Consider the following 14181-nt stretch of genomic DNA (forward strand, 5'->3'; position numbering starts at 1 on the left):
GGTGGATCTGCGTGGAGGCGGGCGGTTATCCGCCTATTTGTAACCTCTGTGTACGCGGCGAGGGCGCTGCGCCGGTGACCCCCGTGGCGTGCTCACCCGCCTGGCGGTGCGTCGGCGCAGACGTTCGACTCCCCGCCCCGCGCCCGACACCGAGGGGCGCACCGGACTGAGTACGCGTACTCATGCGCCGGTGCGCCGTACCCGCGGAAGGTGAAACGGCGGACGGGACGCCGACGCACTCGAACCGTCTCGTCCCGGTAGATGCCCGTAGTCCATCGCCTGCGTCGGGGGCGTCGTGGCCGATCGACCCGATCTCGCGTGAAGAGGGGAGCCCCGGTGAGGCTGCGGTGTGGGCTCGCGCTGATCATGGCGACATCCCTCGCGGGGTGCGGTGTCCTCGCGAACTCACGAGACGCGAAAGACGTCAAACCCGAAATGGACATGCGGGAAGCGGCGCGGTACGCCGACGAGGTCATCAGCGGCACGATGGGCGCTGTCGTGCCACCGGTGCGGTGGGCACACGGCACCTCGACGGACGGTGTCTGCGAAGGAGGTGCTCCTGCGGGGACCGGGAGCGTCACGCGACGCGCGGCAATCACGACGGACGTCTCATCGCAGCGCAGGGGCAGCCTGCTGGGTGTGATCGAACGCCATTGGAAGAAGCGTGGTGATGAGATCACCGAAGTCCGGAAGCACAAGGAGAGCCCCGCGATGTTCGCCACCACTCCGGACGCTTTCCGCATGTCCTTGGTAGTGGGCTACCAAGGGCAGGTCTTCATCGATGTGGTGACGCCCTGCATGACGCGGTCCGAGGTGCCGCCGCCCGGGGCGCGGCCCGGCGTTCCGGACTACACCGGGCGGAAGCCGCCGTTGCCGGACGAGCACTCCGACTTCTGGTCCGACCGGGCGCCGGTGTCGGGGGAAGGGTGAGCGGCTGGTTGGCACTGCTCGGGAACGATCGTGACCGGCGAGGGCATGGCGATCACGCGGCGGGAACACCGATGAGGGTGACGGTCGTCCTCGGAAGTCTGGTGTCCGCTCTGCTGCTCTCGCTGACGGGATGCGGCGCGTCGGACGGGTCCTGGGACGACGACGGGGCGAACCCAGAGGTGCTGGACGTGAACATGAGGGAAGCCGCCGAACAGGCAGACGCCCTCCTCGACCAAACGCTGGAGGCGGTTCACCCGGGGGTGCGCTGGGAGCACGGTCAAGTGAGCGACAGCGCCTGTACCGGTGGCGGTATGGACGAGGGGGCGGAGAAGGGGGCTGTGTTGCGGCGTCGTGCCGTCTCCACCGTCATCTCCGACGAGCGCCGCGGCAGCTTCCTCGGGGTGGTGGAAAGACACTGGAAGGAACGCGGGTACCGGGTGACGTCCGTGAACTCGGACAAGAAACTGCCGGCTGTCTACGTGGAGACCTCCGAGGGCTTCTCGCTGAGCCTCAGTTTCGGCTACAGGGGGCAGGCGTTCTTCGAGGCCGCCAGCCCGTGTGCGGACCGGTCCGAGGTGCCGCCGCCCGGGGCGCGGCCCGGGGTTCCGGACTACACCGGGCGGAAGCCGCCGTTGCCGGACGAGCACTCCGACTTCTGGTCCGACCGGGCGCCGGTGCCGGGCAAGGGGTGAGCGGGTCGTTGGCGCGTCGGCGGGGAGCCGGTGGGGCGCGCCGGTACGTTCGGCGAAATGAAGGCAATTCGTCGCTTTTCGGTCCGTCCTGTGTTCCCCGAGCCGCTGCGTCCCCTCGGCGAACTCGCCCGCAATCTCCGCTGGTCCTGGCACCCCGCCACGCGTGAGCTGTTCCGGTCCGCGGACCCCGCCGGGTGGGAGGCGGCGGGCGGCGATCCCGTACGGCTGCTGGGCGCCGTCTCCGCGCGGCGGCTGGAGGAGTTGGCCGGGGACGGGGAGTTCCTGCGGCGGCTGGACGAGGCGGCGCGTGATCTGCGGGCGTACGTGGACGCGCCGCGCTGGTACCAGGGCGTACGGGAGGAGCGGGGCGAGGCGGGCGGGCTGCCCGCCGCCGTCGCGTACTTCTCGCCGGAGTTCGGCATCGCGGAGGCGCTGCCGCAGTACTCGGGCGGGCTCGGCATCCTCGCCGGGGACCATCTGAAGGCGGCGAGCGACCTGGGTGTGCCGCTGATCGGTGTCGGACTGCTGTACCGGCGCGGCTACTTCCGGCAGAGCCTGTCCCGCGACGGCTGGCAGCTGGAGCACTACCCGCTGCTCGACCCGGACGAGATGCCGCTGGAGATGCTGCGCGAGCACGACGGTTCGCCCGTGCAGCCGGTGCTCACGCTGCCCGGCGGACGTTCGCTGCGCGCGCACGTGTGGCTGGCGCGTGTCGGGCGGGTGCCGCTGCTCCTGCTCGACTCCGACGTGGAGGAGAACGCCGGTGGCGAGCGCGAGGTGACCGACCGGCTGTACGGGGGCAGCAGCGAGCACCGGCTGCTCCAGGAGATGCTGCTGGGCGTCGGGGGCGTACGGGCGGTGCGCGCGTACTGCCGACTCACCGGCCACCCGGAGCCGGAGGTGTTCCACACGAACGAGGGGCACGCGGGCTTCCTCGGCCTGGAGCGCGTACGGGAACTGACCGCGGCGGGGCGCGGGTTCGACGCGGCGCTGGAGACCGTACGGGCCGGGACGCTGTTCACGACGCACACCCCGGTGCCCGCGGGCATCGACCGCTTCGACCGGGAGCTGGTCGCGCGGCACTTCGGTGCCGACGGCGAACTCCCCGGCGTGGACGGCGAGGAGGTGCTGCGGCTGGGCGCGGAGAGCTACCCCGGCGGCGACCCGACCGTCTTCAACATGGCGGTCATGGGCCTGCGTCTGGCGCAGCGCGCGAACGGCGTGAGCACGCTGCACGGTGCGGTGAGCCGGGAGATGTTCGCCGGGCTGTGGCCGGGCTTCGACCCGGCGGAGGTGCCCGTCGCGTCGGTGACCAACGGGGTGCACGCGCCGACGTGGGTCGCGGACGACGTACCGCCCGACCCGGCGCGCCTGGACGACGCCGCGCTGTGGCGGCTGCGGCGCGTGCTGCGGGAGCGGCTGGTGCGGGACGTACGGGCCCGGCTGTACGCGTCGTGGCGGCAACGCGGCGCCGCTCACGCCGAGTTGGGGTGGATCGACGAGGTGCTGGACCCGGACGTGCTGACGGTCGGCTTCGCGCGCCGCGTGCCCTCGTACAAGCGGCTGACGCTGATGCTCCACGACCGGGAGCGGTTCACCAGGCTGCTGCTGGACCCGGAGCGGCCCGTGCAGCTCGTCGTCGCGGGCAAGGCGCACCCGGCGGACGACGGCGGGAAGCGGCTGATCCAGGAACTGGTGCGGTACGCGGACGACCCGGCGGTGCGGCACCGGATCGTGTTCCTGCCGGACCACGGCATGGGCATGGCGCAGCAGCTGTACCCCGGCTGCGACGTGTGGCTCAACAACCCGCTGCGCCCGCTGGAGGCGTGCGGCACGTCCGGGATGAAGGCCGCGCTCAACGGCGGCCTCAACCTCTCGGTACGGGACGGCTGGTGGGACGAGTGGTACGAGCCGGACTTCGGCTGGGCGGTGCCCACCGCCGACGGTGAGGCGGCGCTCGACCCGGAGCGGCGCGACGCCATCGAGGCCGGCGCCCTCTACGAGCTGCTGGAACGGCACGTCGCCCCGCGCTTCTACGACCGCGCGCCCGCGCCGGGCGCCCCGGCGGACGGCGCCGGCGAACCGGTGCCCGGCCGCTGGATCGAGATGGTGCGGCAGACCCTGGACCGGCTCGGCCCGCGCGTGCACGCCGACCGGATGGTGCGGGAGTACGTGGAGCGGCTGTACGTGCCCGCGGCCCGCGCACACCGGGCCCTGGACGCCGTAGCGGCCGAGGAGTCGGCCGCGTGGAAGGCGCGGGTGCGCGCCGAGTGGCCCCGTGTGGCCGTCGACCACGTCGAGCAGGCGGGCGCCGACGGGGACGCGCTGGAGCTGGGCGGCGCGCTGACGCTGCGGGTACGGGTCACGCTGGGCGCCCTGCGCCCGGACGAGGTGGAGGTGCAGGCCGTCGCGGGCCGGGTGGACGAGGCGGACGCGCTGGCCTGGCAGGACAGCGTACGGGTGCCGCTGAAGCCGGTCGGCGGTCCGGACCTGGACGGGCGCTGGGCGTACGAGGGGCCGCTCGCGCTGGACCGTACCGGGCCGTACGGCTACACCGTGCGGATCGTGCCCGCGCACCGGCTGCTGTCCGGGGCGGCCGAACTCGGCCTGGTCGCGGGCCCGTCGGCCGACGCGACGCCGCCCGGCCGCCCGGACTGACACGGCGGTGGAAGCCGGGACGGCGTACGTCCCGGAAACGGCGGACGCCGCCCTGCCGGGGGCTCGGGGCCTCCGGCAGGGCGGCGCTGTCACGCGTGCCGCTCAGGTGCCGCGTACGGGACGCGACGTGCGGAACGACTGTCGCCTGGCGACTACTTCACGTTGACGGCGGCCCAGGCGGCCTCGACCGTCTTGACCTCTTCGCTGCCCTCGCCGTACAGGCCGGTGGCGGCGGTGACCGTCGCCGCGCGGGCGGCGGCGTAGTCGGTGGTCGAGGTCATCTCCTCGGAGAGGGCCTTGTACCAGATCTGCTCGGCCTTCTCGATGCCGATGCCCTCGACGGTCGAGTCGTCGGCGGTCGGCGAGTTGTACTTGACGCCGTTCACCTCGCGCTCGCCGCTGCCGACGGACAGCAGGAAGAAGAAGTGGTTGGCGATGCCCGACGAGTAGTGCACGTCGACGTCGCCCGCGTTCTCGTCCCAGAAGTCGAGCGAGGAGCCGTCCTTGCTGGGCTCGTCCATGTAGCGCAGCGGGGTGCCGTCGCCGTTGATGTCGATTTCCTCGCCGACCATGTAGTCGGGGACGTCCTCGGGGTTGTCGGCGCTGAACTCGACGGCCGCCGCGAAGATGTCGGAGGTGGCCTCGTTCAGGCCGCCCGACTCGCCCGCGTACTCCAGACCGGCGGTGTGCGAGGTGACGCCGTGCGACATCTCGTGGGCCGCGACGTCGATCGAGGTGAGCGGGTGCTCGTTGTTCTCACCGTCGCCGTACGTCATGCAGAAGCAGCTGTCGTCCCAGAAGGCGTTGACGTAGTTGTCGCCGTAGTGGACGTTGCTGACCGCGCCCTTGCCGTCGCCGGCGATGCCGTCGCGCTTGTGGACGTTCTTGTAGTAGTCCCAGGTGAGCTGCGCGCCGTAGTGGGCGTCGACCGCGGCGGTCTGCTTGTCGGCCGCGGTGCCGTCGCCCCACTTGTCGTCGTCGTCCGTGAACGGCGAGCCCTCGCCGCCCTGGCCGTTGGCCAGGTCGAGGGTCTGGTTGCCGCCGCGGTCGGCGTCGGTCAGCGTGAACTTGCCGTCCGCGTCCGAGGTGCCCAGCTCGACGCTGCCGGCGTACATGCTCTCGCCGGTGCCGTTGTGGATGCCCTGGTACTCGTACAGCTTCTTGCCGGTCTGCGCGTCCGTGACGGTGTGCAGCTCGTTCGGCGTGCCGTCCTTCTGGAGGCCGCCGGTGACGGTCTCCCAGGCCAGTACGGGCTTGCCGGTGGCGGCCCAGACGACCTTGCGGGGGGCCTCGCTGCCCTTCGCCTTCGGCGTGGCGGGCTTCTGCGCGGCGGCGGCCGTGGTGGTCGAGACCTTGATCTCGGCCTTGGTGGCCTTGGTGACGCGCTTCGCGTAGCCGGACTTCGTCTCGTGGACGACCAGGTCGCCGCCGAGGACGGGCAGGCCGTCGAAGGTGCGCGCGTACCGCGTGTGGACGGAACCGTCCTGGTTCTTGATGACGTCCTTGACCTCCAGGCCCTCCTTGGAGCCGAGGCCGATCTCCTTGGCCGTGGCGGCCTTCGCGTCCGCCGTGTCCGCGGCCTTCACCATCTTGGTGTACTGCGACGCGGAGAGCGCGGCGGGCGCACCGCCCGGCACGTCCGCCTGCTTCGGCGCGGACGCACCCGCGGTCCCCGCGGTGACGCCCGCAGCGACCAGGGCGGCCGTGGCGGCGAGCGCGGATATGCGGGTCTTCTTGCTGATTCTCACTACGGTCTCTCCTCTGTCATGGGGGACCGGACCAGCCCCGGGGGCTGGTCCGGACAGAACCGAGGTACGTGTGACGAATGTCAGTACGCGTTCTTGGTGCTCCGGCAGCCTGCCATTGAGATCGCGTACATGTCACCAGTGCATCGGCGAAAAGAGGGACCTTGGCCAGAATTTTGCACGGGCCGGGAAATGTGACGAACGGAATGGAACCGTGAGGGCCTGACCTGCATCCGCCCCCGCCGGACGCCGTTCAGGCCCGCCATCTGCCGACGGCGAGTTCCGCCGTGATTCCCGGTCCGAAACCCGCGACGAGACCACGCGCGGTGTCGGTCGCGGACCCTTCCGTGAACATCCGGTCGAGTGCGTCGAAGACCACCGAACTGGCGATGTTGCCGCGCTCCGTGAGCGTCGCGCGACTGAAACGGAACATGCTGTCGGGGAGTCCCAGGTAATGCGAAAGGTCGTCCAGAATGCGCGGCCCGCCCGCGTGGACGATGGCGAAGTCCAGTGCGGTCACCTCCCAGTCGTGGTGTTCCACGAGCGTGTGCACCGCCGGTGCGAGCATCCGCATCGTGCCCGGAACGCGCTTGTCGAGCAGGAAGTGGAATCCCGTCTCCCGCACGGCGTACGAGATCCAGTCCTCCGTGTGCGGCACCAGGTGCGAGCTGTTCCGCTCGATGCCCATGCCGGTGCCGCCCTCACCCCGTATCACCACGGCCGACACCGCGTCCCCGAACAGGCCGTTGGAGAGCAGCGAGCCGACGCCGATGTCCTCCGGCTGGTAGCAGAGCGAGCAGAACTCGCAGGACACGATGAGGACGTTCGACCCCGGATAGGCCGTGCAGAAGTCGTGCGCCCGGTTGATGGCCGCGCCCCCCGCCGCGCAGCCCAGTTGGGCGATCGGCAACTGCCGTGTCTCCGGGCGGAAGTCCATCGCGTTGATCAGGTACGCGGTGAGCGACGGCATCATGAAGCCGGTGCACGACACGTACACGATCAGGTCGATGTCCTCCGGCGCCAGCTTCGCGTACGCCAACGCCCCGTCCACCACGCGCGGTACGCGTGCCTTGGCCTCCGCCTCGTAGACCTTGTTGCGCGCCTCGAAGCCGGGGTGGCTCAGGGTCTCGTCGAGCGGCCGGACGAGGTACCGGGTGCGGACCCCGGTGTTCTCGATCAGCCGGAGCACGAGGTCCAGTTGCGGGTGTCCGGCGTGCATCCGCCGGGCGAGTGCCATCGTCTCCTCGCAGGTGATGACGTGGTCGGGCACGGCGACCGCCGGCCGGCACAGTGTGGCCATGGAGTCTCTCTCCGCTCGGATCGGGAGGTGCTGGGGGCGACCGGCGACACGGAGGTCACCAGGCGACCGGGAGGTCGAGGGGATGGCGCCAGATGGAGGTGGTGTTCCACGGCACGTCGGCCGGGTCGACGGCCAGCCGCAGCCCGGGGAAGCGCGCCAGCAGCTTCGTGAACGCCACCTCCAGCTCCATCTCGGCGAGCGGCGCGCCCAGGCAGTGGTGCGCGCCCCAGCCGAACGTCATGTGCGGCACCGCGTCGCGTTCCAGGTCGACCTCGTCCGGCTCGGGGAACTTCTCCGGGTCCCGGTTCGCCGTCAGGTACGAGACGTGCACGACGTCCCCCGCCCGTACGAGCACCCCGCCCAGCTCCACGTCCTCCAGGGCGATCCGCGGGATGCCGACGCCCTTGCGGAACGGGATGTGGCGCAGCAGCTCCGTCAGCACGCGCGGCAGCCGCGTCGGGTCGGCGCGTACGGCGTCCAGCACGTCGGGGCGGGTGAGCAGCGTGTAGCCGATGTTCGCCAGCTGGTACGTCGTCGTGTCCTGTCCGGTGATCAGCAACACCATGGCCATGACGGCGAGTTCGTCGTCGTCCAGCAGCCCGGCGTCGTCGTCGCGGGCGGTGGCGAGGGTGCTGATCAGGTCCTCGCCGGGGGCGCGGCGGCGTTCGGCGGTGATCTCCGTGAAGTACGCGCGCAGTTCGGCCTTGGAGCGTACGGCCGCCTCCTTGCCGCTGCGCACCGTGTTCATCATGGTGAGGGCGTGGCCGCGCAGCCACGGCCGGGTCTCCTCGGGGATGTCGAGGGCCTCGCAGACCGTGGTCAGCGGCAGCGGCGCCGCCAGTCGCGCGAAGAGGTCGGCGGGCGGCCCCGCCTCCTCCATCCCGTCGAGCAGTTCGTCGACGACGCGTTCCGTACGGGTCCGCATCCGTGCCACGTGGCGTGGCGCGAAGCTCTTGGCGACGAGGCTGCGGAGTCGGCTGCTGGCGGGCGGGTCCATCAGGTTGATCGACTCGGACTGCACGATCGGTTCGGGTGTCATGCGCGGGAAGTCCCGGCCCACCAGGGCGTTCCGGCTGAACCGGCGGTCGCTGGTGACGGTGCGCACGTCGTCGTAGCGGGTGGCCAGCCAGGCCGTCCCCTCGCCGTACTTCATCCTGATCCGGGCGACCGGCTCCTCGGTGCTGAGGCGGCGCAGCCGCGGGTCGAACTCGAGACCCTCGGCGTAGTCGAAGGGGCAGTCCCACACTCGGGCTGCGTCGTCCATGTGCGCTCCCACGTGGCGTACTCGGAGTCGGAAGGGGGCGCAGGACAGCTACCCACGTACAGACACGGGCACTTCCGGAATGGCGGGTCATAACCGATAGAGGCACGTATCGTACGTTCGTCGGACCGTGCGGAAAGTGGCGTTCCGCTTAGCCCGGCCCCACGGGGCGGCGCGGGGCGCGGCGTTCAGGCCAGGCTGTCGCGCCAGGCGCGGTGCAGGTCCGCGAAGCGGCCGGTGCCCGCGGTCAGTTCGGCCGGGGTGCCGTCCTCCACGATCCGGCCGTCCGCCAGCACCAGCACCCGGTCCGCGATGTCCACCGTCGACAGCCGGTGCGCGATCACCACGGCCGTACGGCCTCGCAGCACCGTGTCCATCGCGCGCTGCACCGCCCGTTCACCGGGGACGTCCAGCGAGGACGTCGCCTCGTCCAGGATCAGCACGGCCGGGTCGGCGAGCAACGCGCGGGCGAACGCGACGAGTTGCCGCTGGCCGGCGGAGATACGGCCGCCGCGCTTGCGCACGTCCGTGTCGTACCCGTCGGGCAGCTCCGTGATGAAGTCGTGCGCGCCGATCGCCCGCGCCGCCCCCTCGATCTCCGCGCGGGACGCGTCCGGGCGACCGATCGCGATGTTCTCCGCGACCGTGCCGGAGAAGAGGAACGCCTCCTGCGTGACCATCACGACCGCGTCCCGCAGCGTGGCCGTGTCCAGGTCGCGCAGGTCCGTGCCGTCGAGCAGGACGCGGCCCGCGGACGGGTCGTAGAAGCGCGCCAGCAGCTTCGCCAGCGTCGACTTGCCCGCGCCCGTCGAGCCGACGACCGCCACCGTCTGCCCGGCGGGCAGCGTCAGGTCGAACGGGGCGAGCACCTCGGCGCCCGTACGGTACGTGAAGCGCACGCCCTCGAAGACGACCTCGCGCCCGTGGCCCCGCTCCGCGCGCGCGGGCAGTCCGCGCGGCTCGGCGGGCTCCGGCACGGACGGGCGCTGCGCGAGCAGCCCGGCGATCTTCTCCAGCGACGCGGCGGCGGACTGGAGGGAGTTGAGGAACATCCCGAGGTGGTCGATCGGGTCGTACAGCCGCCGCAGGTAGAGCGCGGCGGCGGCGAGCACGCCGAGCGCGAGACCGCCGTCGGCCACCCGGTACGCGCCCCAGACCACGACGGCGGCCACGGCGGTGTTGGCGGTCAGCCGGGACGAGACGACGTAGCGCGCCATCTCCAGGATGGCGTCGCCGTTGACCCGCAGGTGGCGGTGGTTCAGCTCGCGGAACGCCGCGTCGTTGGCGGCCTCGCGGCGGAACGACTGCACCGGGCGGATGCCGTTCATCGTCTCCGCGAACTTCACGATGACCGCCGCGATGGCCGTGGACCGCAGCCGGTACACGCGCATCGAACGCACCTGGAAGTTCCGTACCAGCAGCGCCAGCGGCACGAACGACAGCAGCGCGGCGGCGCCCAGACCGAGGTCGAGCCAGAGCAGCGTCGCGCAGATGTACGCCACCGACACCGAGATCGTCAGCAGCTCCTGGAGGCCCTCGTCGAGCAGCTCGCGCAGCGACTCCACGTCGGTGGTGGCGCGGGAGATGAGCCGACCGGAGGTGTAGCGGTCGTGGAAGTCGACGCTGAGGGCCTGCGCGTGCCGGTAGATCCGGCCGCGCAGGGCGAGCAGCACCCGCTGGTTGACGCGGGCGGCCGTGCGGATGAACGCGAACTGGAGCAGCCCGGCCGCCAGCGCGCACACCAGGTACCCGACGGCGACCGCCACCAGCGGCCCCCGGTCGCCGTCGTCGCGGAACGCCGGGACGGCGCGGTCGATGGCGTACGCCACCAGCAGCGGGCCCGCCTGCACGGCGGCCTGCTGCACCAGCAGCAGGACGGCGGCCAGCGCGACGCGGCGGCGGTGCGGGCGCAGCAGCGAGCCGAGGAGCGCGCGGGACGCGCCGGGGGGCGCGGGCAGCACGTCGCGGTCGAACGGGTCGTCGGCGGGGGCGGTTTCGGGGGGTGCGGGAGGTGCCGTGGGCGTGGCGGCCGTGGGTTCGGCCGCCCGTTCCGGGTCACCCGTGCCGTCGGGCGCCTGCCCGTCCACGGTCGTGGTCACCGTACGCTCCCCTCGGTCGCCGCGTCCGCCGTACGGGCGCCGCCGTCCGCGTCCCCGGGGGTGTCGGCCCCGTCACCGTCGGGCTGCTCGCCGCCCCGCTCGCCGGTCATCAGCGCCGCGTACTCCGGGCTGCGGCGCAGCAGTTCGCGGTGGGTGCCCACCGCCGTGATCCGGCCGCCGGACAGCAGTGCCACCCGGTCCGCGAGCAGCACCGTCGACGGGCGGTGCGCGACGACCAGCGCGGTCGTACCGGCCAGCGCCTCGCGCAGCGCCGCCTCGACCGCCGCCTCCGTCCGCACGTCCAGCGCGGACAGCGGGTCGTCCATCACCAGGAAGCGCGGGGTGCCGACCACCGCGCGGGCCAGCGCGAGGCGCTGCCGCTGGCCGCCGGACAGGGACAGGCCCTGCTCCCCGACCTGGGTGCCGGTGCCCTCGGGCAGCGCGTCCACGAAGCCCTCGGCCTGCGCGACGCGCAGCGCGCGCCGCAACTCCCGCGCACCCGCGTCCGCCCCGCCCATCAGCACGTTCTCGGCGACGGTCGCGGAGAACAGCGTCGGCTCCTCGAACGCCACGGCCACCAGGGAGCGCAGCCGCTCCCGAGGCAGCGTGGTGACGTCGGTGCCGTCCAACGTGATCCGGCCGGACGTCACCTCGTGCAGCCGGGGTACGAGCGCGGTGAGCGTCGTCTTGCCGCTGCCCGTGCCGCCGACGAGCGCGAGCGTCTCGCCGGACGCGACGTGCAGGTCGACGCCGTCGAGGACGGGCGGGGCGCCGGGCGGCGCGTCCGGGTAGCGGAAGGTGACGCCGCTGAGGCGCAGCCCGTCGGGGGCGGCCGGGGCGGCGGGCGCCGTACGCGCGGCCGGGTCGGTGGCGGGGGGCCGTTCCGGCTCCGTCTCCCGCTCCAGGGCCGCCGCGTCCGCCGGGACCGGGGTGTCCATGACCTCGAAGAAGCGGTCCGTCGCCGTCGCCGCCTCGTTGCTCATCGCGAGCAGGAAGCCCAGCGACTCCACCGGCCAGCGCAGCGCCAGCGCCGTCGACAGGAACGCCACCAGGGTGCCCGCCGACAGGTCGCCGTCCGCGACCTGCACCGTGCCGAGGACCAGCGCGGCGCCCACGGCGACCTCCGGCAGCGCCATGATCAGCGCCCAGATCCCGGCCAGGAGCCGGGCCTTGCGCAGCTCGGTGTGCAGCAGCAGGTCCGACTGCGCGTGGAACGCGCGGGCCTGGCTGCGGTGGCGGCCGAAGCCCTTGATGACGCGGATGCCGAGGACCGCCTCCTCGACGACGGTCGTCAGGTCACCGATCTGGTCCTGCGCCCGGCGCGCCGCCACGGCGTAGCGCACCTCGAACAGCCAGCACAGCGCGGCCAGCGGGAGCAGCGGGGTGAGGACGACCAGCCCCAGGGTCCACTCCTGGAGCAGCATGATCGTGCAACCCACCACGATCGTCGCGGTGTTGACCAGCAGGAACGTCAACGGGAAGGCGAGGAACATCCGCAGCAGCTGGAGGTCCGTGGTCGCCCGCGACAGCAGTTGGCCGCTCGCCCACCGGTCGTGGAAGGCGACCGGCAGCCGTTGCAGCCGCCCGTACAGGTCCGCCCGCATCGCCGCCTCGACGCCCGCCAACGGCCGCGCCACCAGCCAGCGCCGCAGCCCGAACAGCGCCGCCTCCGCCACGCCCACACCGAGCAGCAGCGCGCCGCCGAGCCACACGCCGCCCGCGTCGCGGTCCGCCACCGGGCCGTCCACCAGCCACTTCAGGATCAGCGGGATGGCCAGGCCCAGGCACGAGGCGACGATCCCGACGAGCGCGGCGGCGGACAGCCGCACCCGCACCGGCCGTACGTAGGGCCACAGGCGCAGCAGCGACCGTACGGCGGACCGCTTCGGCTCCGGCGCGGAGGCGGGCGCCGGGGTCGGGTCGGCTGACGCCGGGCTCGCGGTGGCGCCGGACGTGGGGGTGGCAGTCATCACGAGCGAGGTTACGGTCGGCCGCTGACATCGCTCACCCGGTTTTCGGTCCCGTCCCGACGGGGCGTTCCACGCGCCGCAGCGTACGGATCGCCGGTACGGACAGCAGCGCGCCGCACACCGCGAGGACCATGACCGCCCCGGCGAGCAGCACCGTACGCGCTCCGAACACCGCCGCCGCCGGACCCGCCAGTGCCTGGCCCACGGGCAGCATGGCGAGGGAGCCCGCCACCTCGTAGGCGTGGACGCGGTTCAGGACGGGGCCCGGCACCTGCGTCTGCACGGTGGTCGCCCACATCACGCCCCAGAAGGCGACCGACGCGCCGGAGACCGCCGTGCACGCCGTCACGGCCGGCAGCGGCAGCTGCGCGCCGACCGCCGCCGGGTAGAGCGCGTAGCCGAAGAGGGCGAACGACCCGGCGCGCAGCAGCCGTACGGGGCGGGCGCGGAGCGCGAGGAGCCCGCCGACGGCCGTACCCGCCCCCAGCGCCGAGTTGACCAGCCCGTACGCGCCCGCGCCGTGCGCCGGGATGATCTCGGCCGCCGTCAGCGGCACGAGCGGGCCGGTGGCCGTGACCATGAGGACCATCCAGACGAGGATCACGCCCCACATCCAGTCGCGCGCCCTGAACTCCCGCCAGCCCTCGGCCAGATCGGCCCGGTACGTCGTACGCCGCCGTGCCGCGCGCCCCGCGTCCGGCGCGCGCCCGTGCGCGTACTCGTGCGGGTACGGTGCGGGCCGGAGCAGCAGCAGGCAGCCCGCGCTCAGCGCGTACGTCGCCGCGTGCGCGGCGAACACCCCGCCGGGGGAGGTGAGCGCGACCAGCACCCCGGCGAGCGCGGGTCCGGCGAGCATCGTCAGGGACTCGGCCGTGCGGATCGTGCCGTTCGCGCCCTGCACGTCCCGCGCGACCCGGGGGACGGTGCTGGCGACGCCCGGCTGGAACAGCCCGGCGGCGACGCCGTTCACCGCGCCGATGGCGCAGATCTGCCACAGCACCACGTGGCCGCCGAAGAACAGCGCCGCCGCCAAGGACTGCGAGCAGACCCGGACCACGTCCGCGCCGACCATCAGCGCGCGGGTGTCGAAGCGGTCCGCGAACACGCCGCCGAAGACGACGAAACCGGCGAAGCACACGGAGAACGACGCCAGCGCGTAGCCGATCGCCCCGGCGCCGAGTCCCTGTCCGAGCAGTCCCGCGGAGAGCGCGACGGGCAGCATCGCGTCGCCGAGCTTGGCGACGCCGCGCGCGGTGAAGAACAGGGCGAAGTCCCGGTTCCACAGCCGGGGCGGGGGCAGGGGCGCGGTCGCGGAGCGGGGTGCGGGGGCGGTCTCGGCGTGGGGCTCGGCGGGCGTCCCGGCGGCGGCTTCGGTCACGGGGCCCGAGTCTCGTGCGGACCGTGCGACGTGTCCACGGAGTTCCCGGCACACACCGAGGCGTTCCGTCACGCGTCCAACCCACCGCGCCGCGCCGCCCGTTGGGTGCCGGGTGTCGCCGGGGGCAGCCTGGGCAGTATCCGTGCGG

Annotated in this window: 9 protein-coding genes; 3 read left to right on the top strand and 6 right to left on the bottom strand. The window is 72.9% G+C overall.

Features of this window, described 5'->3' with window-relative positions; translation table 11 throughout:
- The first annotated feature begins 366 nt into the window (after positions 1–366).
- The 3 genes from D7M15_RS21480 (at position 367) to glgP (ending at position 4280) form a co-directional block, all read left to right on the top strand.
- Entirely contained in the window at positions 367–930 is a 564-nt protein-coding gene (locus D7M15_RS21480) for a hypothetical protein (protein ID WP_240649408.1), read from the top strand.
- 71 nt (positions 931–1001) lie between these two features.
- The gene (locus tag D7M15_RS21485; RefSeq protein ID WP_240649409.1) at positions 1002–1622 is read left to right on the top strand and encodes a hypothetical protein; all 621 of its coding nucleotides are present in this window, start codon (positions 1002–1004) and stop codon (positions 1620–1622) included.
- Positions 1623–1679: 57 nt separating this feature from the next.
- A complete protein-coding gene (gene glgP, locus D7M15_RS21490) occupies positions 1680–4280 on the top strand; it encodes an alpha-glucan family phosphorylase (RefSeq protein ID WP_121518992.1) in 2601 nt (866 codons plus the stop codon).
- Between the two features lie 152 nt (positions 4281–4432).
- Here the strand turns inward: glgP and D7M15_RS21495 are convergent, their stop codons facing one another.
- The 6 genes from D7M15_RS21495 to D7M15_RS21520 all read right to left on the bottom strand — a co-directional run bounded on the left by D7M15_RS21495 (position 4433) and on the right by D7M15_RS21520 (position 13955).
- Positions 4433–6028 (bottom strand): M4 family metallopeptidase, encoded by a 1596-nt coding sequence (locus D7M15_RS21495; RefSeq protein ID WP_121518993.1) that lies wholly within the window; start codon positions 6026–6028, stop codon positions 4433–4435.
- A gap of 250 nt (positions 6029–6278) precedes the next feature.
- Positions 6279–7325 carry a type III polyketide synthase gene (locus D7M15_RS21500; RefSeq protein ID WP_121518994.1) on the bottom strand — a complete coding sequence of 349 codons (1047 nt, stop codon included), beginning with the start codon at positions 7323–7325 and terminating at the stop codon, positions 6279–6281.
- Positions 7326–7380: 55 nt separating this feature from the next.
- The gene (locus tag D7M15_RS21505; protein WP_121518995.1) at positions 7381–8589 is read right to left on the bottom strand and encodes a cytochrome P450; all 1209 of its coding nucleotides are present in this window, start codon (positions 8587–8589) and stop codon (positions 7381–7383) included.
- Positions 8590–8774: 185 nt separating this feature from the next.
- Entirely contained in the window at positions 8775–10685 is a 1911-nt protein-coding gene (locus D7M15_RS21510; protein ID WP_165906312.1) for an ABC transporter ATP-binding protein, read from the bottom strand.
- The gene (locus D7M15_RS21515) at positions 10682–12655 is read right to left on the bottom strand and encodes an ABC transporter ATP-binding protein (RefSeq protein ID WP_121518996.1); all 1974 of its coding nucleotides are present in this window, start codon (positions 12653–12655) and stop codon (positions 10682–10684) included. Before D7M15_RS21515 ends, D7M15_RS21510 begins: the two co-directional genes overlap by 4 nt.
- 34 nt (positions 12656–12689) lie before the next feature.
- Positions 12690–13955, bottom strand: coding sequence for an MFS transporter (locus D7M15_RS21520; protein ID WP_240649707.1), 1266 nt, complete (start codon positions 13953–13955; stop codon positions 12690–12692).
- Positions 13956–14181: the final 226 nt, after the last annotated feature.

Origin of the sequence: Streptomyces sp. Z26 (assembly GCF_003665095.1) — a bacterium.
GTDB lineage: Bacteria > Actinomycetota > Actinomycetes > Streptomycetales > Streptomycetaceae > Streptomyces > Streptomyces phytohabitans.